This window comes from Escherichia sp. HH091_1A (genome assembly GCF_030295175.1).
GTDB classification, from domain to species: Bacteria; Pseudomonadota; Gammaproteobacteria; order Enterobacterales; family Enterobacteriaceae; genus Escherichia; species Escherichia coli_F.
The window spans coordinates 2,849,708-2,873,011 of sequence record NZ_AP025747.1; the positions used below are offsets into that span (position 1 = coordinate 2,849,708).

Here is a 23,304-nt window from a genome sequence, read left to right on the forward strand (position 1 = left end):
GCACGCTGCTATCGCGCCAGAAAATTTAAACGATAAATGCCAATGAAATTGGGATTGGAATCGTTGGGTATCCATCGGGTGTCCTTCCATGTCATAAGTTGTTGCAGACTGACTGCGCGCATTCCGTTGTCAGTTTTCGTGGCGCTTCCGGTGTGGTAGATGAGGTAACGCCCCATCCAGACCATTAAGTGCTGGGCATCGCCCTGATCGAAAAAAATCATATCGCCAGGCAACGCCTAGTTTATGTCCTGGCCAATAAATTGGCTGTTGTACTGAATCAAATTAATCGCGGTCACATAGGGGCCGGTTTTTCCGTTCCCCTGATTCCAGTTTTGCGCCAGTTGACGCTGTTCAGGTGTTAGCGTCATTTCAGGCGGCAAATACTGACTTGCTATACCGTTACTTTTTAGCCATTTGCTGTCGTGAACTTTCAGCGCCTCGTTCGCCGAAAATCGCACCAGGCCCGCACAATCCTGCTGATACCAGCGCGGACTTGGCCCCTGGCGAAGCTGTTCCTGTGCAATGCGCACAAACCAGGCGCGAAACAGCCCCGATTGTTCGACATTCAGCATTTCGCTATGAGCAACAACACAACACAGCCAGCAAATCAGCGCCAGCAGCCCGTGCCTCATAGTGGCTGCCAGGTAATGGGTAGCCACTGCCAGGCGGCACCGGGTTCCATCTGGGCCAGCTTCATGACATAACGCGGTTGTTGAGATAAAGCGTCCAGCTTCGGCATTAATAAAGTTTGTGCGGCGTTATAAAAAACCGGTTCGAGATTCTTCGGCAGACTGGTCAGCGTTTCGTTACGCAGCAGTTTCGCCACGCCTTGTGGATTGATATAGACCGGAACAATGCCTTCAGTGGGTATCACATCCACCATTGCCGGGCGGGTTTTATTCAGTGTTTGCAACGCGTTATTGACCAGCGTGTCATCGAGGGAGAAAAGCATCGTCTTGTTTTGCATCGCCAGCGACACGCGGAAAAAATAATCCGACATTAATTGATCTGGTTGCGCCGCCTGTGCTTTCGGATACTGGCCGTATCGGGAACTCACTTCGCGACGCCAGATTTGCGCTTCGCCCTGCTGAGTCTGGTTTACCGGCAAAACACCTTCTGGCGCTTTGCTTTCGTGCGCACCAATATTTTGCGTAAACAGTTTTCCAGGCAGTTGTGCCTGTTCGGCTGAGCCATCAAACTGACCGACAAACAGCGGGGTTTGCAATTTTGAATCTTCATACCAGCACAGCCCCGCAGCACCGTCTAACGCCCCGTTGAGCTTGTCGTTTTCCTGGCTGATGTGGGAAAGCATCTCTTCAGCAATACCATGTGAATAAGGCACCGCCACACAGAAGCTGGCCCCTGCGGGCATACTGTTCCATACAGGCGTAAAATCGAAACTGGCATCTACGCTTGCGGATTCATCATTTAACGCCAGAAAACTGTGCCAGCCGTCGTTGCTCATTTCGAAGCGCACACCAGCAAAAGAAGGCATTAATCGCTGGTAGCCAAAACCCAGCAAATTTGCACTGACCACGATGCGCTGGCGTACTGGCGTTTTTTCGGCAGTACGCTCTTCCAGGCCAAAGCTGGCTTGCCAGCGTTTTTTACCGCTCAACAAATCACTTGCGATCGCCGTGGCTTCGGTATCCTGCTGATCATCTTTAAACAGCATGTCCGTGCTGGAAAACACCAGCATCTTGTCCTGATAAGTTGCGAACATCAGGGCGTTATTGCCGTTATAGCGCAACTGATAAACCGGGATGATTTCACTATTTAGCTTAATACTACTGATTTCCGTTTTACTTAACTGGCTGTCGCTGGTAGCGGCAAACAGCAATGGCTCCAGCAGCTTGCTTAAACCACTTCGCTGGATCAGCACCATATAATGAGAAAGATGGCCTTGTTTATCGTGCCATAGCGCCGCCTGCGCGGGCTGATCTAAGAGTGACGAAAAGAGCTTATCTTTTAGTGTGAGATCGTGTTCGTAGACAATGCGGCGAATGCTGCCTTCAATGCCCAGACGGTCGGCATGGTTCTGATAATAAAAAACGAAATCTTCGCTTAGAACATCGTGAAGAAAAGGAATAGTAAGAAGATCTTTGGGAAGCTGGCTTAGAGAGTCGCTATCGAGAAAGAGATCCGGCTCATTGAGATCGATTTGCAGATTGTTGTGTACCACCAGCGGCAACAACGTTTTTTCTGGCCCACTACCAGCATATTGCAATGCCCAGACACCAGCGGAAAGCAGTACTATTGCGCCAAAACCTACAAGACCATAGAACCGCCAGCCTTTCGCCTTTTTTTCACTACCCATTGCCACATTCCTTGTGTAAAGCCAGCCATTTTTTATGGGTACAGCAAAACTTTACCGCGCCCTAATACGACAAAAGCCCAGACTTTGCAGCCTGGACTTCAATTCAAAAAAGGGAGATAACTCCCTTTTGGCATGAGGCGATGAAATTATTCTTCTTCTGGCTCGTCGTCAACGTCCACTTCCGGAGCGATTTCATCGTCCCCTTCCGCAGCACTGCCGTCGATGGTATCCAGATCTTCCTCGTCAACCGGTTCAGCAACACGTTGCAGACCCACCACGTTTTCATCTTCCGCAGTACGGATAAGGATCACGCCCTGGGTGTTACGGCCCACGATGCTGATTTCAGAAACGCGAGTACGTACCAGCGTACCGGCATCGGTGATCATCATGATCTGGTCGCAGTCATCTACCTGCACCGCGCCAACCACTAAACCGTTACGTTCGGTAACCTTGATGGAGATAACCCCTTTCGTCGCACGCGACTTAGTCGGGTATTCCGCTACCGCAGTACGTTTACCGTAACCGTTTTGCGTTGCGGTGAGAATTGCGCCATCGCCACGCGGTACGATCAGAGAGACGACTTTATCGCCTTCACCTAAGCGAATACCGCGAACACCGGTGGTGTTGCAGCCCATCGCACGGACAGAAGACTCTTTAAAGCGCACCACTTTACCTTCAGCGGAGAACAGCATTACTTCGTCTTCGCCGCTGGTCAGGTCAACGCCGATCAGCTCATCGCCGTCAACCAGTTTGATCGCCACTTTACCAGCGGTACGCAGACGGTTGAACTCGGTGAGGACGGTTTTCTTCACAGTACCGTTAGCGGTCGCCATGAAGACTTTCACACCTTCTTCAAACTCAGTCACCGGCAGGATCGCGGTGATACGTTCGTCCTGCTCCAGCGGCAGCAGGTTGACGATCGGACGACCGCGCGCGCCACGAGTGGCTTCCGGCAACTGATAGACTTTCATCGAATAGACGCGACCACGGCTGGAGAAGCACAGAATATGGTCGTGGGTGTTCGCCACCAGCAGTCGGTCAATAAAGTCTTCTTCTTTAATACGTGCGGCAGATTTACCTTTCCCGCCACGACGCTGCGCTTCGTATTCAGAAAGCGGCTGGTACTTCACGTAGCCCTGGTGAGAGAGCGTCACTACCACATCTTCCTGAGTAATCAGATCTTCCAGGTTGATGTCTGCGCTGTTGGCGGTGATTTCAGTACGACGTTTGTCACCGAACTGTTCACGAACCAGCTCCAGCTCTTCGCGGATCACTTCCATCAGACGATCGGCGCTACCAAGAATACGCAACAGTTCCGCGATCTGATCCAGCAGCTCTTTGTATTCATCGAGCAGTTTTTCGTGCTCAAGGCCGGTCAGTTTCTGCAGACGCAGATCCAGAATTGCCTGAGCTTGCTGTTCGGTCAGGTAGTACAGACCGTCACGCACGCCGAACTCTGGCTCCAGCCATTCCGGACGCGCAGCATCATCGCCCGCACGTTCCAGCATCGCGGCAACGTTGCCCAGCTGCCACGGATTAGCAACCAGCGCCGTTTTCGCTTCTGCAGGCGTCGGCGCATGACGGATCAGTTCGATGATCGGGTCGATGTTCGCCAGCGCCACGGCTAATGCTTCAAGGATATGAGCACGATCGCGAGCTTTACGCAGTTCGAAAATAGTACGACGGGTCACCACTTCACGGCGGTGACGAACAAACGCAGCGATGATGTCTTTCAGGTTCATGATCTTCGGCTGACCATGGTGCAATGCCACCATGTTGATACCGAAAGAAACCTGCAACTGGGTCTGGGAGTAGAGGTTGTTGAGCACCACTTCACCGACCGCATCGCGTTTGACTTCAATCACGATGCGCATACCGTCTTTGTCAGACTCGTCACGCAGCGCGCTGATGCCTTCCACGCGTTTTTCTTTTACCAGTTCCGCAATTTTTTCGATCAGGCGCGCTTTGTTCACCTGATACGGAATTTCGTGGACGATAATGGTTTCACGCCCGGTTTTGGCGTCAACTTCCACTTCCGCACGGGCGCGGATATATACCTTGCCGCGACCGGTACGGTAAGCTTCTTCGATACCGCGACGACCGTTAATGATTGCCGCCGTCGGGAAGTCCGGCCCCGGGATGTGTTCCATCAGCCCTTCAATGCTGATGTCTTCATCATCGATATACGCCAGACAACCGTTGATGACTTCCGTCAGGTTGTGTGGCGGGATGTTGGTTGCCATACCTACGGCGATACCGGAAGAACCGTTCACCAGCAGGTTAGGAATTTTGGTCGGCATGACGTCCGGAATTTTTTCCGTGCCGTCATAGTTATCAACGAAATCGACCGTCTCTTTTTCGAGATCGGCCATCAGTTCATGGGCAATTTTCGCCAGACGGATTTCCGTATAACGCATTGCCGCCGCAGAGTCGCCGTCGATGGAACCGAAGTTACCCTGACCGTCTACCAGCATGTAACGCAGCGAGAATGGCTGCGCCATACGGACGATCGTGTCATAAACCGCCGAGTCACCATGGGGATGGTATTTACCGATTACGTCACCAACGACACGGGCAGATTTTTTATAGGCTTTGTTCCAGTCATTGCCTAGTACGTTCATGGCGTAAAGTACGCGACGGTGTACCGGCTTCAGGCCATCTCGGACATCCGGCAGCGCACGGCCAACAATGACCGACATCGCATAATCCAGATAGGAGCTCTTCAGCTCTTCCTCAATGTTGACCGGTGTAATTTCTCTCGCAAGGTCGCTCATCTAACCGCTATCCCTCTACTGTATCCCGGATTCAAAGGTCGCAAATTATAACACAGCCGCGCAGATTGAGGTAAACCTATACGCTTTATTCACATCCAATGCCTGATATACTCGTTTGTCTTGCCAATTACGGAGTAGAAGTGCCAATGAATGCCGAAAAATCGCCGGTAACCCCTAACGTAGACCACGAAGAGATCGCTAAATTTGAAGCCGTCGCCTCCCGCTGGTGGGATCTGGAAGGTGAGTTCAAACCGCTGCACCGCATTAACCCGCTGCGTCTGGGCTATATTGCCGAGCGTGCTGGCGGTTTATTTGGCAAAAAGGTGCTCGATGTCGGTTGTGGCGGCGGCATTCTGGCCGAGAGTATGGCGCGCGAAGGCGCGACGGTGACCGGTCTGGATATGGGCTTTGAGCCATTGCAGGTGGCAAAGTTGCACGCGCTGGAAAGTGGCATTCAGGTGGATTACGTGCAGGAAACCGTGGAAGAGCACGCGGCAAAACATGCCGGGCATTATGATGTGGTGACCTGCATGGAGATGCTGGAGCACGTCCCCGATCCGCAGTCAGTGGTCAGAGCCTGTGCGCAACTGGTGAAACCGGGCGGCGATGTCTTTTTCTCGACGCTTAACCGCAACGGCAAGTCATGGCTGATGGCGGTGGTTGGTGCTGAATATATTTTGCGCATGGTGCCTAAAGGTACGCATGATGTGAAGAAGTTTATTAAACCGGCAGAATTGCTGGGCTGGGTGGATCAGACCAGTCTAAAAGAACGGCATATGATCGGACTGCATTACAACCCGATCACTAATACTTTTAAGCTCGGCCCCGGCGTCGATGTGAACTATATGCTGCACACGCAGAATAAGTGAGGTTGTTGGCCGGATAAAGTGCTCGCACTGCATCCGGTAACAATACCAGGCGGACAGCAATTACCATTTTATCGTCATCGATAAAAACCCTGCCGTCTGGGCAAAATCATTACTCCCTTTCTGCCACGCCACGCTGCTTAGCCGCATCGTCGCTGATATTGCTGCCACCGTCTTCAATTTCCACCGAATGGGGCTCGTGATAATAATTCAGATCTAATGCTGGCGTGCTATGAACAGCAACACTTAGCTACTGTTTCCGGCAATGGAATCGATCTCACCATCGTTACTCATGTTGCCGATGACCAGAGTTTTATTGGCCGCGATGTCAAATCTGACCTGACTTGAATCAATGAACATGAAGCCTCCCGCCACCGCCGATGATGCATCGCCATAGCCTGCTGCGCTGTTGTTCTGATCCACTAAAACACCGTTGTTCTGGCTGTCGCTGTCATCAACTGAAATATCAATAAGATAGGAAGCCGTCGCGCTATTGGTATAAATTGCCCCGCAATAACCTTCGGCAGTGTTATTTGTAAAGGCGGTGTTATTTATTATCGTATAACCTGATGGATGCTTGCTGTCGCTATTATTATCAGTGATATCGATTGCGCCGCCATCGCCATCACTGTAACTTGTTGATGTATATGCCTGGTTATTATTAAAAACATCATCACTTAAATAGACATCATTATTGATGGTATAAAGTGCACCGCCTTTGCCGTCATTAGCGATGTTATTGAGAAATACGGCGTTAGTGATACGTAAATCGGCGACACCAGTATCGTTGGTACCGGCAGAATAGATTGCTCCGCCATAGCCCCCAGCAACATTACTGTCGAAAATAACATTCTCAATATTTATCGTTGAGTTTTCTTTAGCAAATATTGCCCCGCCATTATTATATTCTCCTGAGACAGTATTATTGGCAAACAGAGTCATTCCAGTTTCATTTTCTGGCGATAGAGAAAACTCCGCTCCTTGTTGCAAAAATACGGCGCCACCGCTGGCATTATTGGCCATACCCGAAAAAATCACCCATTGCCCATCGGCGATGCTCCAGTCCTGCGTAATGCCTGAAAGGCTTTGCCTGCTGGCCTGACAGCTCGCTTTGATATCATATCCCTGGCATGAATCAATAACCGCTGCGATACCATTAGTGGAGAAGAGAGACGCAATCATTGACGGGAGTAAAGATAAATACTCCTTACGTAGAAAAATAATCCACATATTACCCTAACCATCCTTTTCTATGAGAAGGCGTATTTAATCGCATTATGTGATATGGGGTATCTTTCTTTTGTAAATTGTATAACTCGGTGCAATGACTATTTTGTTATTACTTGATGAATAATATCAGTGTATCATAATTCAAATTAATAACCTTAAGGTAAATCGGTTATATTTAAACTGAATTAAAGTAATAAATAATATTCTTATAATATATGCAAAAGTAACAAATTGGCTTGGTATTTAACAATAACCGAATAGAAAACAACCATTTCCGACTCAACAATCGCTTACATTCGCTTATATATTGACCACAACTGATACATCAGATTATGTGATGATTCGTGCTTAGATCAATTTTGGCAATCATTAGCAACAAGATTAATAAACCATCTATATCAATTTACCCATACTATTCTGCCGTTCAAGAAATCGCCGAACAGTTATTTTTAACAAATTTTTCTCTTCCCATTGACTTTCCCGGACACCTTGTCTGACCTAAGGTGCGCGAAAGCCACTTTTTCCTTCCTGAGTTATCCACAAAGTTATGCACTTGCAAGAGGGCCATTTTCACACTATCTTGCAGTGAATCCCAAACATACCCCCTATATATAGTGTTCTTAGCAGCTTCCCTCACTACAGGTAGTCTGCATGAAGCTATTGCGGAAAGAATTCCAAAAACAGGTACGACATACATGAATCAGAATCTGCTGGTGACAAAGCGCGACGGTAGCACAGAGCGCATCAATCTCGACAAAATCCATCGCGTTCTGGATTGGGCGGCAGAAGGACTGCATAACGTTTCGATTTCCCAGGTCGAGCTGCGCTCCCACATTCAGTTTTATGACGGTATCAAGACCTCTGACATACACGAAACCATTATCAAGGCTGCCGCAGACCTGATCTCCCGTGATGCGCCGGATTATCAGTATCTCGCCGCGCGCCTGGCGATCTTCCACCTGCGTAAAAAAGCCTACGGCCAGTTTGAGCCGCCTGCGCTGTACGACCATGTGGTGAAAATGGTCGAGATGGGCAAATACGATAATCATCTGCTGGAAGACTACACGGAAGAAGAGTTCAAGCAGATGGACACGTTTATCGATCACGACCGTGATATGACCTTCTCTTATGCTGCCGTTAAGCAGCTGGAAGGCAAATATCTGGTACAGAACCGCGTGACCGGCGAAATCTACGAGAGCGCCCAGTTCCTCTATATTCTGGTTGCGGCGTGCCTGTTCTCGAACTACCCGCATGAAACGCGCCTGCAATACGTGAAGCGTTTTTACGACGCGGTTTCCACATTTAAAATTTCGCTGCCGACGCCAATCATGTCCGGCGTGCGTACCCCGACTCGTCAGTTCAGCTCCTGCGTGCTAATTGAGTGCGGCGACAGCCTGGATTCCATCAACGCCACCTCCAGCGCGATTGTTAAATACGTTTCCCAGCGTGCCGGGATCGGTATCAACGCCGGGCGTATTCGTGCGCTGGGTAGCCCGATTCGCGGTGGCGAAGCGTTCCACACCGGTTGTATTCCGTTCTACAAACATTTCCAGACGGCAGTGAAATCTTGCTCTCAGGGCGGTGTGCGCGGCGGTGCGGCAACACTGTTCTACCCGATGTGGCATCTGGAAGTGGAAAGCCTGCTGGTGTTGAAAAACAACCGTGGGGTGGAAGGCAACCGCGTGCGTCATATGGACTACGGGGTACAAATCAACAAACTGATGTATACCCGTCTGCTGAAAGGTGAAGATATCACCCTGTTCAGCCCGTCCGACGTACCGGGGCTGTACGACGCGTTCTTCGCCGATCAGGAAGAGTTTGAACGCCTGTACACCAAATATGAGAAAGACGACAGCATCCGCAAGCAGCGTGTGAAAGCCGTTGAGCTGTTCTCGCTGATGATGCAGGAACGTGCGTCTACCGGTCGTATCTATATTCAGAACGTAGACCACTGCAACACCCACAGCCCGTTTGATCCGGCTATTGCACCAGTGCGCCAGTCTAACCTGTGCCTGGAAATCGCCCTGCCGACCAAACCACTGAACGACGTCAACGACGAGAACGGTGAAATCGCGCTGTGTACGCTTTCTGCTTTCAACCTGGGCGCAATTAACAGCCTGGATGAACTGGAAGAGCTGGCAATTCTGGCGGTACGCGCACTCGACGCGCTGCTGGATTATCAGGATTACCCGATCCCGGCCGCCAAACGTGGAGCGATGGGTCGTCGTACGCTGGGTATTGGTGTGATCAACTTCGCTTACTACCTGGCGAAGCACGGTAAACGCTACTCCGACGGCAGCGCCAACAACCTGACGCATAAAACCTTCGAAGCCATTCAGTATTACCTGCTGAAAGCGTCTAATGAGCTGGCGAAAGAGCAAGGCGCGTGCCCGTGGTTTAACGAAACCACTTACGCGAAAGGGATCCTGCCGATCGATACCTATAAGAAAGATCTGGATGCCATCGCTAATGAGCCGCTGCATTACGACTGGGAAGCACTGCGTGAGTCAATCAAAACGCACGGCCTGCGTAACTCCACGCTTTCTGCTCTGATGCCGTCAGAGACTTCTTCGCAGATCTCTAACGCCACTAACGGTATTGAACCGCCGCGTGGTTACGTCAGCATCAAAGCGTCGAAAGACGGTATTCTGCGCCAGGTGGTGCCGGACTACGAGCATCTGCACGACGCCTATGAGCTGCTGTGGGAAATGCCGGGTAACGATGGCTACCTGCAACTGGTGGGGATCATGCAGAAATTTATCGATCAGTCGATCTCTGCTAACACCAACTACGATCCGTCACGCTTCCCGTCAGGAAAAGTGCCGATGCAGCAACTGCTGAAAGACTTGCTCACCGCCTACAAATTCGGGGTCAAAACGCTGTATTATCAGAACACCCGTGACGGTGCAGAAGACGCACAAGACGATCTGGTGCCGTCAATTCAGGACGATGGCTGCGAAAGCGGCGCATGTAAGATCTGATATTGAGATGCCGGATGCGGCGTGAACGCCTTATCCGGCCTACGGCTCGGTTTGTAGGCCTGATAAGACGCGCCAGCGTCGCATCAGGCACAGGATGCGGCGTAAAATGCCTTATCCGGCATTAAACTCCCAACAGGACACATTCATGGCATATACCACCTTTTCTCAGACGAAAAATGATCAGCTGAAAGAACCGATGTTCTTTGGTCAGCCGGTCAACGTGGCTCGCTACGATCAGCAAAAATATGACATCTTCGAAAAGCTGATCGAAAAGCAGCTCTCTTTCTTCTGGCGTCCGGAAGAAGTTGACGTTTCTCGTGACCGTATCGATTACCAGGCACTGCCTGAACACGAAAAACACATCTTTATCAGCAACCTGAAATATCAGACGCTGCTGGATTCCATTCAGGGTCGTAGCCCGAACGTGGCGCTGCTGCCGCTGATCTCGATCCCGGAACTGGAAACCTGGGTAGAAACCTGGGCATTCTCAGAAACAATTCATTCCCGTTCCTATACTCATATCATTCGTAATATCGTTAACGATCCGTCTGTTGTGTTTGACGATATCGTCACCAACGAGCAGATCCAGAAACGTGCGGAAGGGATCTCCAGCTATTACGATGAACTGATCGAAATGACCAGCTACTGGCATCTGCTGGGCGAAGGCACCCACACCGTTAACGGTAAAACCGTAACCGTTAGCCTGCGCGAGCTGAAGAAAAAACTGTATCTCTGCCTGATGAGCGTTAACGCGCTGGAAGCGATCCGCTTCTACGTCAGCTTTGCTTGTTCCTTTGCCTTTGCAGAACGCGAACTGATGGAAGGCAACGCCAAGATTATTCGCTTGATTGCCCGTGACGAAGCCCTGCACCTGACCGGTACACAACATATGCTGAATCTGCTGCGCAGCGGCGCGGATGATCCGGAGATGGCGGAAATTGCCGAAGAATGTAAGCAGGAGTGCTATGACCTGTTCGTCCAGGCGGCACAGCAAGAGAAAGACTGGGCGGATTATCTGTTCCGTGACGGTTCGATGATTGGTCTGAATAAAGACATTCTCTGCCAGTACGTTGAATACATCACCAATATCCGCATGCAGGCAGTCGGTTTGGATCTGCCGTTCCAGACACGCTCCAACCCGATCCCGTGGATCAACACCTGGCTGGTGTCTGATAACGTACAGGTTGCTCCGCAGGAAGTGGAAGTCAGTTCTTATCTGGTCGGGCAGATTGACTCGGAAGTGGACACCGACGATTTGAGTAACTTCCAGCTCTGATGGCCCGCGTTACCCTGCGCATCACTGGCACACAGCTGCTGTGCCAGGATGAACACCCTTCCCTTCTGGCGGCGCTGGAATCCCACAATGTGGCGGTTGAGTATCAGTGCCGCGAAGGTTACTGCGGCTCCTGTCGCACACGCCTTGTTGCAGGCCAGGTGGACTGGATTGCCGAACCGTTGGCCTTTATTCAGCCGGGGGAAATTTTGCCCTGTTGTTGCCGGGCAAAAGGCGATATTGAAATCGAGATGTGATCGGGTACTTGTGCCAGATGCGACGCTTACGCGTCTTATCTGGCCTACGTGATTACATGGCGTAGTAATACGCTTTAACCTGCTGCCAGTCCGCTTTAGGGATCGGCTCCAGATATTTTTCCAGCTGGCGGAAATCATGATTAATCGCTTTATGCCGACGTAAGCGGCGACGACTTTTCTCCAGATCAAGAAAACCAGCTTCTACCATACCTTCTGTTTTCACATAGATGTGGCGAACGTAACAACAGCCATGCTGACGATTAACGCTATGCATTTTCTTAAACGCCATCGCCACAGCTTTCAACATGGCTTGCCGAACATCGTCAGAATAAGGTGTTACTGCATGCTGGGCATACCAGTCAGCAATACTTATGAACCCCGCCATATCTTCCGTCACCAGCAACGCGCGCCATTCACCCTCAATTTTCACCGCTTCACCAAAAACGATTTTCGGCACAATGACACCAGCCCGTTCCAGCTCTTTAATTACCGCAACCTCACGGACAATCGTCGGTCGACCGAACGGATAACGTACGGAATGAAACAGATGATGCGTCATGCGCTTTACATACAGCTTTTTGCCGTTGCGCTCGACGCATTGCACCCCGCTCATCCCATTACGGCGATAGTTAGGCTCTTCAACCCAGTCGCCCTCTGTTGCCCACCAGTGATTAAATTCATCGTGCTTTGCTGAAACTGCCATACCCTATCGCCTGTCATTTTTTATTAACGACAATGACTATAGGTGGTTACCTGCGAAAAATCTTAATGAAACGTGTCGTATTAATGAATTTCTTTTGCCACTACTAGCGCGACACCGCTTTTACCCTTCATTTGCAGCGCATAGACTCCACCAGCCACTACCACTAATAGTGCACCCAGCAGATAAATCATCCGGTAGCCAGTATGTGCAACCATCATCCCCATCACACAGGCTCCCAGCGCCAGGCCTGCATCCATCGCATTGAAGAAGAGGGAGTTTGCGACACCGATTTTATGCGGTTCCACTGAACTGATAATCTGCGTCTGAAAAACTGGCGTCACGGAACCATACCCGATACCAATCAACGCGCCAGAAACAACCATCATTATGCTTCCCTGGGTGTAGCCGAGAACCACCAGTCCTACCGTAAAGAACACAAGGCAAGGGTAAACCACATATTTCGGTCCTTTTTTGTCGCAGACATTGCCGGTAAAGGTACGGCAGATCATCAGGAAGATGGCGTAGCAAAGCAGGAAGTTACTGGCCGCCGACATCAGGTTAAGTTCGCGTGCATAAAGCGCCAGAAAAGCAGAAACCCCGGCATACGAAAAGGTCATAAAAAAGGTGACCATCGCAAATGGCAACGCCGCGCGATCGAACATGGCGGCGAAGCCCATTTTCGGCGTTGAACCATCAGCATGGCTGATAACCGGCGGCACTGTCATAATCAGCGACAGAATAATCCCCACCGCTGCCACGCCGGTGCATAACCAGAAAGCCATATTAAAGGCCTCCCAGCGCGCCATATTCAGGCCAATCCACGGCCCGACCACCATTGCCAGCCCCATTGCCAGAGAGAAAAAACTGATGCCCTCCCCACGTCGGGAGGCCGGGATCAGCCGCGCGGAAATCGTTCCTTTTACCGTAGTGATAACCCCGAAGGTAATACCATGAAGCACCCGAATAAAAAGCAGTGATTCAATTGAGTGGCAAAAAGGATACAACGCTGTGACCAATAAAAAGGCCAGAGAAGAGAGCACCAGAATAGTTTTATTCGAGTATTTACCCACCCATTGCCCGGCAAATGGGCGAATAACAATGGCGGCAATTAAAAATAAAGTCACCAATAAACCGGCTTTATCAGGAGAGGCATGCAAGCGGTCAGAGATATAAATTGGCAACAATGTTAGTAAAACATAAAAGACGAAGAAAATAATAAAGCTGATGATGGTTATTGCCCAAAAATCCTTCGTCCATAACTTCTCTTTCATACCCTACCGCCTGTCAGGATGACGCACGCAGACAACACTCCCGCTACTGCGGTTGCGTCAAATTGTGATGTACTTTGCAGAACAGAAGTATAAATGGCGGCATGCTATTAGAGAAATTAATCGTTTTAATATTATTAATTAACAAACTCTAATGACTTTTACCCAAATAAATTCTTTACTCGCCGTGCTGGATTACGGTGGCTTTACTGAAGCCAGCAAGCGATTGTTCATGACGCAGTCGGCGGTAAGTCAGGCAATTGCTGCCCTCGAACAAGAACTTGGTGTGAATATACTGTTACGCGATCGCCGTAAAGCTATACAACTGACCACAGCAGGTCATCGCATTGTGCAACATCTGCGCGCCATTAATCGGGAAGTTAACGCAGTAAAAGAGATAGCCGAGCAGGAAAAGCAGAACCCTCAAAGAATGCTGAGACTTGGTTGTTTCCCCAGCGTCTGCGCCTGTATCTTACCGGCTGTGATTCGCTACTTTGAAATTCATCATCCGAATATAAAAATTATTCCTTTTGAGGAAAATAGCACAGCGATTATTGATTCCCTTCAGAATGAATCCATTGATGCCGGTTTTGTTCATTTTCCGGTGAGCGGAATGTACTCCGTGCCCATTTATCAGGATAAATTCACCGTAGTGTTACCGCCCGACCATGCTCTGGCAAAAAACAGCACTATTACAGTGGAAGAGTTAATGGGTGAACCATTAATTATTAGTAAAGGACGCTATGAATTAAGCATTATGGCACTATTTAAAGAAAAGAATATTACCCCACAGATAAAATATGAATTTAATCACCCGGATACAGCGATCAGTTTTATTCGACAGGGATTAGGCATCGCCTTATTACCAGAGTTAACGCTGAAAACCATTGCAGGTGAATTGTGTTCCGTTCCTCACGAACCAACCTTCTATCGACAGATTTCGTTGTTGGCTAAAGAAAAGCCGGTAGAAGGCAGTCCACTGTTTTTACTACAAACGTGTACGGAACAACTCGTGGTGAGTGGAAAAATTTGATGTAAGACATGAGATTGATGACAAATGCAAGACTGCCTGATTCGCCACACTTAGTTGTACTATAGCCTTTTCCAGGCGTAATAATTCGTTTTCACCTGATTTTGGCCCACTTTGTGAATTGGCGATATATATTTATCCAGTTGGGAGAAGTGACAATGACTCCAGGTAGAAACCGGTATGAAGCGCCCGACTCACTGTCAAAACCGATTGTTGAGAGTAATGACACTCCGGCGAACAGTACACAGTTTACTCTGGAGCCATTCTCAATCTTCATGTGGGATACCTAATAACTAGTCAGGGAAGTTATCAATATCTGTTTGTTACTTATTACCGTATTTATTAACAATAATGATACTTTCTAACATGCGTAAAGGTCTTCGTAATAAAATGAGCTAAATTTGATAGTGAATATATTCTGCAAAGATTAAATTGTATCTTGTTAACTCACACTACAAGGAATCATTTATGCCAAATACATCTATTCACTTATCTCGCTGTAATATTTTACAAAATAATAAATTGCAAACAGCAGAAATTTACAAAGAATCACAACAAACCGCGAAACTTGAGATTTTTTGCAATGAGTTTCTAAAAATATCTCAAAGTAGATTCGGGTTATCAACCTCAGCAGACAACATAGCTAATTTATTGGCTTTTTTCACGAAAGCCTCAGATAAAATTGATAGTATCAAAACACAAAAAATTGACGTTCACAGTTATGGTTTCGTACCAATAAGACATTTTGTCGAGCATGTCATAACGTATAAAAATGAATTTGCAGAAGATTATGAACCCTATACCCTTACCTTTACCCGAGGTGAAAACAACGAAGGTGTTTTGAGTATCGAAAGCAAAGAAGGGTTTCTTTCAGAAAGAACAATAAATTTAAATGAATATGAAACTGCAATTAACATCATCAATGAGCATGTCGCAAAAGAAAATATCAATAACAAGATCCAAACATTGACAGACAAAGACACACCAAAAATAACCAACTCTGACAAAATTTATAAATTTATCCACGAGTTAAATATAAGAACTCAACTTTACAGCAAGCAAAAAGAATATACAGACCTGCTACTACATTCTGAGAAAAATACAGAATGGTACAAATCCACATCCTCCGGGGAACGCTATGATGTATTTAAGAATTCATCTAAAAAAATTGAAAACACCTACAAGCAAATTGTGCAAGCGCAGAAAAAATTGAAGCAAATGAAATACATCAATAAATTAAGTGGTGAGCTTATCGATATCGCCGACAAAAAGTTAGCACCATTAATAAATGATAGTTTCAGCTATACACGAGATTTCTTTGCTTACTCAAAACAGGAAAAGAATATCTTCACATTTGATAATTCTAATTTTGTAGATCCAAAGGAAAAAGAAGGTTTAATGGTACAACACAGCAATGGGCAACTGGTTATTACTGGTAAATATTGCCCTGAAGGTGTGCAAACAGCATTCACCCAAGAACAATATGATAAATTAATAAGATACATTAATATTTTCTTTACCTTTCCGAAATTAGAATAATACTTTACAGTATAAACTGCATTACAATTTATTATTGAGGCATATTCATACTGTTTAAAGAATAACAATGCCCAGTGTTAGCTTTTTTAACGAATGAGTTTTGCGAAAATTATGTTGGCATCTTTTTACAGGATGCACCCGTTAATGAAAATAATAACCGGTAGTAGCATTATTTCGCTTTAGCAGAGGATGGCGCATGAACGCCATCCTGCAGTAGCATTACTCTTTATTAAGGAATTTTACTGCCTTATCAGGGAAATCAGTAAACAGCCCATTTACACCCGCTTTATTATACAGAGCATCATATAACTGATTCACATCAGTAGTGTATTCAGGCAGCTTATCTGACCGCACGGTATAAGGATGCACCACCAGCTTATTCTGCTGTGCATCTTTTACCATTCCGGTAAGCTTGATATTACCCGGCTGCGATGTCTCCTCAATCACCATATGGTAATCCGGACCAATGCCATCAGCATATTCCGCTACCTGTTTCATGGCGCCCGGCTTGAACATCCAGTCATAGCTGTAATTAACCCAGCTTCCGTCCGGCTGTTTCTGCTGCGTTTCATTCCAGTCGGTATAGGCAATCAGCTGTACAAGATTGAGGTCCATGCCCATTTTCGGTTCCAGCTCATTTTTAATGCGTTTCAGCTCATCAGCATCAAAACATTGCAAATAAACTTTGTCGTCCTTACCGCTATAACCATATTTCTTCAGCACTTCCAGCGTTTTTGCCGCAATATCCTTCCCTTCCTGATGATGGAACCACGGCGCTTTAATTTCTGGATAGATACCGATATTTTTCCCGGTAGAGTGATTTAACCCCTGAACAAATTCAATCTCTTCTTCGAAAGTGTGAACCCGGAAGTCAGATTTACCCATCGGGAAACGTCCCGGATAAGTCTGTACTTTCTTACCGTTTTCAATATCGAAACCTTCGGTAAATTTCAGTGACTTAATTTCATCGAGCGTGAAATCTATCGCGTAGTAACGACCGTCTTTGCGCGCCCGATCCGGGAAACGATCGGCAACATCAGTAACACGATCGAGATAATGGTCATGCAGAACAACCAGATGGTCGTCTTTGGTCATCACCAAATCCTGTTCCAGATAATCCGCTCCCTGCGCATAAGCCATCGCTTTTGCTGGCAGCGTATGCTCCGGTAAATATCCACTGGCACCGCGATGGGCGATGACTATTTTTTCGTTGCTATCCGCCGCCATTGCACTGCTTCCCATGATCATTCCACTCATCATGATCGCCATGCTAAGGTTTTTCAGCGTCAATTTCATGCCATTAGCCTCCATTGCGTTTTTGCAGTAATTCCTGATGGCGACGTTTTTCGCCAATCATCACAACTATCAACAGGATAACCGCCAGGATGCTGCCGCCAATCATTACCATAAAACCGCCATCCCAGCCGAAGAAGTCCACGGTGTAACCAACAATCGCGCTCGCCGCCACCGAACCGCCCAGGTAACCAAACAGCCCGGTAAAGCCCGCTGCCGTACCTGCCGCTTTTTTCGGTGCCAGTTCCAGCGCATGCAGACCGATCAACATCACAGGACCGTAGATCAGGAAGCCGATAACAATCATACAAATCATATCTACGGTTGGGTTGCCTGCCGGGTTCATCCAGTAAACGATAGTTGCGATGGTCACCAGTGTCATAAAGAAGACTCCGGTGGCCCCACGGTTACCGCGGAAGACTTTGTCCGACATCCAGCCGCACAGCAGGGTGCCCGGAATGCCCGCATACTCATAGAAGAAGTAGGCCCAGGAGGATTTATCCAGCGCGAAATGCTTAACTTCTTTCAGGTAGGTCGGTGACCAGTCGAGGATGCCGTAACGCAGCAGATAAACGAACACGTTGGCGATGGCGATGTACCACAGCAGTTTGTTCGGCAGCACGTACTGCATGAAAATTTGCTTCGCGGTCAGCTCCTGCTCCGCTTTTTCGTTATAGTCGTCCGGATAATCGTTTTTGTACTCTTCGATCGGCGGCAAGCCACAGGATTGTGGGGTATCGCGCATCATCGCAAAGGCGAATAGTGCCACCAGAATGGCGCAGAAAGCGGGCATATAGAGGGCCGCGTGCCAGTCATTGAACCAGGCCATCCCCAGCAGGAACAGCAGCGGCGGAATACCACCACCGACGTTGTGCGCACAGTTCCACACCGACACAATGCCGCCACGTTCTTTCTGCGACCACCAGTGCACCATAGTACGACCACACGGCGGCCACCCCATCCCCTGGAACCAGCCGCAGAGGAACAACAGTACAAACATTACCGCAATGCTCGATGTCGCCCATGGCACAAAGCCCATAAACAGCATCACTGCCGCCGCCAGAATCAAACCTGCGGGGAGGAAAACGCGCGGATTCGAGCGATCCGACACCGAACCCATGATGAATTTCGAAAATCCATAGGCGATCGAGATCCCAGAAAGCGCGAAACCTAAATCACCGCGTGAGAATCCCTGCTCCACCAGGTAAGGCATCGCGAGAGCAAAGTTCTTACGAACCAAATAGTAAGCAGCATAGCCAAAGAATATCCCCAGGAAAATTTGCCAGCGCAATCGACGATAAGTCGGATCGATCTCCGCGGCAGGTAAGCGCGCTTTGTGTGGCGCCGGTTTAAAAATACTCAACATTGAAAGCCTCCGTGGCCCGTGGTCTTATTTATGATTAACAGCCTGATTCAGTGGGAGAACCTGCCGTTTCTTGAGTTGCCGCGATGTTAAGAAAACATTCAGAAATTAAATGTGAATTGCCGCACACATTATTAAATAAGATTTACAGAATGTTCAAAATGACGCATGAAATCACGTTTCACTTTCGATTTATGAGCGAATATGCGCGAAATCAAACAATTCATGTTTTTACTATGGCTAAATGGTAAAAAAACGAACTTCAGAGGGATAACAATGAAAACTCGCGACTCGCAATCAAGTGACGTGATTATCATTGGCGGCGGCGCAACGGGAGCCGGGATTGCCCGCGACTGTGCCCTGCGCGGGCTGCGCGTGATTTTGGTTGAGCGCCACGACATCGCAACGGGAGCCACCGGGCGTAACCACGGTCTGCTGCACAGCGGCGCACGCTATGCGGTTACCGATGCGGAATCGGCCCGCGAATGTATTAGTGAAAACCAGATTTTAAAACGCATTGCGCGTCACTGTGTCGAACCAACCAACGGCCTGTTTATCACCCTGCCGGAAGATGATCTCTCCTTCCAGGCGACTTTTATTCGTGCTTGCGAAGAGGCTGGAATCAGTGCTGAAGCCATTGATCCGCAGCAAGCACGCATTATCGAACCTGCCGTTAACCCGGCACTGATTGGCGCGGTGAAAGTTCCGGATGGCACTGTTGATCCATTTCGTCTGACCGCAGCAAACATGCTGGATGCCAAAGAACACGGTGCGATTATCCTTACCGCTCACGAAGTCACGGGGCTGATTCGTGAAGGCACGACGGTGTGCGGCGTTCGTGTACGTAACCATCTCACCGGCGAAACGCAGGCTCTCCATGCGCCTGTCGTGGTTAATGCCGCCGGGATCTGGGGGCAACATATTGCGGAATATGCCGATCTGCGCATTCGCATGTTCCCGGCGAAAGGGTCGCTTCTGATTATGGATCACCGCATTAATCAGCATGTGATCAACCGCTGCCGTAAACCTTCTGACGCCGATATTCTGGTGCCTGGCGATACCATTTCGCTGATTGGCACCACCTCTTTACGTATTGATTACAACGAGATTGACGATAATCGAGTGACGGCAGAAGAAGTGGATATTCTGCTGCGTGAAGGGGAAAAACTGGCCCCCGTGATGGCGAAAACGCGTATTTTGCGGGCTTACTCTGGCGTGCGTCCGCTGGTTGCCAGCGATGACGACCCGAGCGGACGTAACGTCAGCCGTGGCATCGTGCTGCTCGATCATGCTGAACGCGATGGTCTGGACGGATTTATCACCATCACCGGTGGCAAACTGATGACCTATCGGCTGATGGCGGAATGGGCTACCGATGCGGTATGTCGCAAGCTGGGCAATACGCGCCCCTGTACGACCGCCGATCTGGCACTTCCAGGTTCACAGGAACCCGCTGAAGTTACCTTGCGTAAAGTCATCTCCCTGCCTGCCCCGCTGCGCGGTTCTGCGGTTTATCGTCATGGCGATCGCACGCCTGCCTGGCTGAGCGAAGGCCGTCTGCACCGCAGCCTGGTATGTGAGTGCGAAGCGGTAACTGCGGGTGAAGTGCAGTACGCAGTAGAAAATTTAAACGTTAACAGCCTGTTGGATTTACGTCGTCGCACCCGTGTGGGGATGGGAACCTGCCAGGGCGAGCTCTGCGCCTGCCGCGCTGCCGGACTGCTACAGCGTTTTAACGTCACGACGTCCGCGCAATCTATCGAGCAACTTTCCACCTTCCTTAACGAACGCTGGAAAGGCGTGCAACCCATCGCCTGGGGAGACGCATTGCGCGAAAGCGAGTTTACCCGTTGGGTTTATCAGGGACTTTGTGGTCTGGAGAAGGAGCAGAAAGATGCGCTTTGATACTGTCATTATGGGCGGCGGGCTCGCCGGATTACTCTGTGGCCTGCAACTGCAAAAACACGGCCTGCGCTGTGCCATTGTCACTCGTGGTCAAAGCGCGCTGCATTTCTCATCCGGATCGCTGGATTTGCTGAGCCATCTGCCTGACGGTCAGCCGGTGACAGACATTCACAGTGGACTGGAATCTTTGTGTCATCAGGCACCTGCCCATCCATACTCTCTTCTCGGGCCACAACGCGTGCTCGATCTCGCTTGTCAGGCACAGACATTAATCGCTGAAAGCGGTGCGCAATTACAGGGCAGCGTAGAGCTGGCTCACCAGCGAGTTACGCCGCTCGGTACTCTGCGCTCTACCTGGCTAAGTTCGCCAGAAGTCCCCGTCTGGCCGCTGCCCGCGAAGAAAATTTGTGTAGTGGGAATTAGCGGCCTGATGGATTTTCAGGCGCATCTTGCGGCGGCTTCATTGCGCGAACTGGATCTTAATGTTGAAACCGCAGAAATAGAGCTGCCAGAACTGGATATCCTGCGCAATAACGCCACCGAGTTCCGCGCGGTGAATATCGCCCGTTTCCTTGATAACGAAGAAAACTGGCCTCTGTTAATTGATGCGCTTATTCCTGTCGCCAATACCAGCGAAATGATCCTGATGCCCGCCTGCTTCGGCCTGGCTGATGACAAACTCTGGCGGTGGCTGAACGAGCAATTGCCCTGTTCATTAATGTTACTGCCGACATTACCACCTTCAGTGCTGGGCATTCGTCTGCAAAACCAGTTACAGCGCCAGTTTGTGCGCCAGGGTGGCGTGTGGATGCCGGGCGATGAAGTGAAAAAAGTGACCTGTAAAAATGGCGTGGTGAATGAAATCTGGACCCGCAATCACGCCGATATCCCGCTGCGTCCACGCTTTGCCGTGCTCGCCAGCGGCAGTTTCTTTAGTGGCGGACTGGTAGCGGAACGTGAAGGCATTCGTGAACCAATTATTGGTCTTGATGTACTACAAACCGCTACGCGGGGTGAATGGTATAAGGGAGATTTTTTTGCGCCGCAGCCGTGGCAGCAGTTCGGTGTCACCACTGATGAGGCGCTGCGCCCGTCGCAGGCGGGGAAAACCATTGAGAACCTATTTGTCATCGGTTCGGTGCTGGGCGGATTTGATCCCATTGCCCAGGGATGCGGCGGCGGTGTTTGTGCCGTCAGTGCTTTACATGCCGCTCAACAAATTGCCCAACGCGCAGGAGGCCAACAATGAACGACACCAGCTTCGAAAACTGCATTAAGTGCACCGTCTGCACCACCGCCTGCCCGGTGAGCCGGGTGAATCCCAGCTATCCGGGGCCAAAACAAGCCGGGCCGGATGGCGAGCGTCTGCGTTTAAAAGATGGTGCACTGTATGACGAGGCACTGAAATATTGTATTAACTGCAAACGTTGCGAAGTCGCCTGCCCGTCCGATGTGAAGATTGGCGATATCATCCAGCGCGCGCGGGCGAAATATGACACCACGCGCCCGTCGCTGCGCAATTTTATGTTGAGTCATACCGACCTGATGGGTAGCGTTTCCACGCCGTTTGCTCCAATCGTCAACACCGCTACCTCGCTGAAACCAGTGCGGCAGTTGCTTGATGCGGCGTTAAAAATCGATCATCGCCGCACGCTACCGAAATACTCCTTCGGTACGTTTCGTCGCTGGTATCGCAGCGTGGCGGCTCAGCAAGCGCAATATAAAGACCAGGTGGCTTTCTTTCACGGCTGCTTCGTTAACTACAACCATCCGCAGTTAGGTAAAGATTTAATTAAAGTGCTCAACGCGATGGACACCGGCGTACAACTGCTGAGCAAAGAAAAATGCTGCGGCGTGCCGCTCATCGCCAACGGTTTTACCGATAAAGCACGTAAACAAGCAATCACGAATGTAGAGTCGATCCGCGAAGCTGTGGGGGGAAAAGGCATTCCGGTGATTGCCACCTCCTCAACCTGTACATTTGCCCTGCGCGATGAATACCCGGAAGTGCTGAATGTCGACAACAAAGGCTTGCGCGATCATATCGAACTGGCGACCCGCTGGCTGTGGCGCAAGCTGGACGAAGGAAAAACGTTACCGCTGAAAACGCTGCCACTAAAAGTGGTTTATCACACCCCGTGCCATATGGAAAAAATGGGCTGGACACTCTACACCCTGGAACTGTTGCGTAAAATCCCGGGGCTTGAGTTAACGGTGCTGGATTCCCAGTGCTGCGGTATTGCAGGTACTTACGGTTTCAAAAAAGAGAACTACCCCACCTCACAAGCCATCGGCGCACCACTATTCCGTCAGATAGAAGAGAGCGGCGCGGATCTGGTGGTCACCGACTGCGAAACCTGCAAATGGCAGATTGAGATGTCCACGAGCCTTCGCTGCGAGCACCCGATTACGCTGCTGGCCCAGGCGCTGTCTTAATCTTCCTTGTGATGCCCGGTAAGCGCATTGCTTATCGGGCATTTTTGCGGGCGCGATTCCTCGCTCAAT

15 protein-coding genes and 3 pseudogenes are annotated in these 23,304 nt (G+C 49.5%); 9 read left to right on the forward strand and 9 right to left on the reverse strand.

Annotated elements, in window-relative coordinates; genetic code table 11:
* Positions 1–8: 8 nt before the first annotated feature.
* From QUF14_RS14420 to gyrA, 3 genes and pseudogenes are all read right to left on the reverse strand, one after another.
* Positions 9–632: pseudogene (locus tag QUF14_RS14420) on the reverse strand (DUF1175 domain-containing protein).
* Positions 629–2,317, reverse strand: a complete 1,689-nt coding sequence (locus tag QUF14_RS14425) for a DUF2138 domain-containing protein (RefSeq protein WP_100733817.1) — start codon at positions 2,315–2,317, stop codon at positions 629–631. Before QUF14_RS14425 ends, QUF14_RS14420 begins: the two are co-directional and overlap by 4 nt.
* A 146-nt stretch (positions 2,318–2,463) precedes the next feature.
* Positions 2,464–5,091 carry a DNA topoisomerase (ATP-hydrolyzing) subunit A gene (gene gyrA / locus QUF14_RS14430; RefSeq protein WP_001281242.1) on the reverse strand — a complete coding sequence of 876 codons (2,628 nt, stop codon included), beginning with the start codon at positions 5,089–5,091 and terminating at the stop codon, positions 2,464–2,466.
* Positions 5,092–5,237: 146 nt separating this feature from the next.
* Here gyrA and ubiG point away from each other — a divergent pair, with 146 nt between their 5' ends.
* Complete coding sequence (ubiG, locus tag QUF14_RS14435) at positions 5,238–5,960, forward strand: bifunctional 2-polyprenyl-6-hydroxyphenol methylase/3-demethylubiquinol 3-O-methyltransferase UbiG (protein ID WP_000990784.1); 723 nt, start codon at positions 5,238–5,240, stop codon at positions 5,958–5,960.
* Positions 5,961–6,215: 255 nt separating this feature from the next.
* On the opposite strand, the pseudogene QUF14_RS14440 reads toward ubiG, so the two are convergent.
* Together QUF14_RS14440 and ypaB are read right to left on the reverse strand one after the other, a co-directional pair.
* A pseudogene (locus QUF14_RS14440) lies at positions 6,216–7,187 on the reverse strand (hypothetical protein); the annotation flags it as partial.
* Between the two features lie 424 nt (positions 7,188–7,611).
* Entirely contained in the window at positions 7,612–7,755 is a 144-nt protein-coding gene (gene ypaB / locus QUF14_RS14445; RefSeq protein ID WP_001300064.1) for a protein YpaB, read from the reverse strand.
* Positions 7,756–7,882: 127 nt separating this feature from the next.
* Between ypaB and nrdA the strand changes: the two genes are divergently transcribed.
* The 3 genes from nrdA to yfaE all read left to right on the forward strand — a co-directional run bounded on the left by nrdA (position 7,883) and on the right by yfaE (position 11,698).
* On the forward strand, positions 7,883–10,168 hold the full coding sequence (gene nrdA / locus QUF14_RS14450) for a class 1a ribonucleoside-diphosphate reductase subunit alpha (protein ID WP_001075153.1): 2,286 nt from the start codon (positions 7,883–7,885) through the stop codon (positions 10,166–10,168).
* 145 nt (positions 10,169–10,313) lie between these two features.
* Complete coding sequence (gene nrdB, locus QUF14_RS14460; RefSeq protein WP_000332037.1) at positions 10,314–11,444, forward strand: class Ia ribonucleoside-diphosphate reductase subunit beta; 1,131 nt, start codon at positions 10,314–10,316, stop codon at positions 11,442–11,444.
* The gene (gene yfaE / locus QUF14_RS14465; protein ID WP_000135040.1) at positions 11,444–11,698 is read left to right on the forward strand and encodes a ferredoxin-like diferric-tyrosyl radical cofactor maintenance protein YfaE; all 255 of its coding nucleotides are present in this window, start codon (positions 11,444–11,446) and stop codon (positions 11,696–11,698) included. The genes nrdB and yfaE overlap by 1 nt, the downstream gene beginning before the upstream one ends.
* 52 nt (positions 11,699–11,750) lie before the next feature.
* Here the strand turns inward: yfaE and inaA are convergent, their stop codons facing one another.
* Both inaA and QUF14_RS14475 read right to left on the reverse strand, forming a co-directional pair.
* A complete protein-coding gene (gene inaA / locus QUF14_RS14470; protein WP_000301026.1) occupies positions 11,751–12,401 on the reverse strand; it encodes a lipopolysaccharide kinase InaA in 651 nt (216 codons plus the stop codon).
* A gap of 80 nt (positions 12,402–12,481) precedes the next feature.
* On the reverse strand, positions 12,482–13,672 hold the full coding sequence (locus QUF14_RS14475; protein ID WP_000660227.1) for an MFS transporter: 1,191 nt from the start codon (positions 13,670–13,672) through the stop codon (positions 12,482–12,484).
* A 151-nt stretch (positions 13,673–13,823) separates the two neighbouring features.
* Between QUF14_RS14475 and QUF14_RS14480 the strand changes: the two genes are divergently transcribed.
* Together QUF14_RS14480 and QUF14_RS14485 are read left to right on the forward strand one after the other, a co-directional pair.
* Positions 13,824–14,702, forward strand: coding sequence for a LysR family transcriptional regulator (locus QUF14_RS14480; protein ID WP_024212124.1), 879 nt, complete (start codon positions 13,824–13,826; stop codon positions 14,700–14,702).
* 465 nt (positions 14,703–15,167) lie between these two features.
* Positions 15,168–16,238: pseudogene (locus tag QUF14_RS14485) on the forward strand (hypothetical protein).
* 219 nt (positions 16,239–16,457) lie between these two features.
* On the opposite strand, the gene glpQ reads toward QUF14_RS14485, so the two are convergent.
* Positions 16,458–17,534, reverse strand: coding sequence for a glycerophosphodiester phosphodiesterase (gene glpQ, locus QUF14_RS14490; RefSeq protein ID WP_024212125.1), 1,077 nt, complete (start codon positions 17,532–17,534; stop codon positions 16,458–16,460).
* Positions 17,535–17,538: 4 nt separating this feature from the next.
* Entirely contained in the window at positions 17,539–18,897 is a 1,359-nt protein-coding gene (gene glpT / locus QUF14_RS14495) for a glycerol-3-phosphate transporter (RefSeq protein ID WP_000948724.1), read from the reverse strand.
* Between the two features lie 273 nt (positions 18,898–19,170).
* Between glpT and glpA the strand changes: the two genes are divergently transcribed.
* The 3 genes from glpA to glpC are packed head-to-tail and all read left to right on the forward strand — an operon-like array spanning position 19,171 to position 23,235.
* The gene (gene glpA / locus QUF14_RS14500; RefSeq protein ID WP_000857233.1) at positions 19,171–20,799 is read left to right on the forward strand and encodes an anaerobic glycerol-3-phosphate dehydrogenase subunit A; all 1,629 of its coding nucleotides are present in this window, start codon (positions 19,171–19,173) and stop codon (positions 20,797–20,799) included.
* Positions 20,789–22,048: a glycerol-3-phosphate dehydrogenase subunit GlpB gene (gene glpB / locus QUF14_RS14505; protein ID WP_001209916.1), complete on the forward strand. Its 1,260-nt coding sequence runs from the start codon at positions 20,789–20,791 to the stop codon at positions 22,046–22,048. Before glpA ends, glpB begins: the two co-directional genes overlap by 11 nt.
* Complete coding sequence (glpC, locus tag QUF14_RS14510; protein WP_286333056.1) at positions 22,045–23,235, forward strand: anaerobic glycerol-3-phosphate dehydrogenase subunit GlpC; 1,191 nt, start codon at positions 22,045–22,047, stop codon at positions 23,233–23,235. The genes glpB and glpC overlap by 4 nt, the downstream gene beginning before the upstream one ends.
* Positions 23,236–23,304 lie beyond the last annotated feature (69 nt).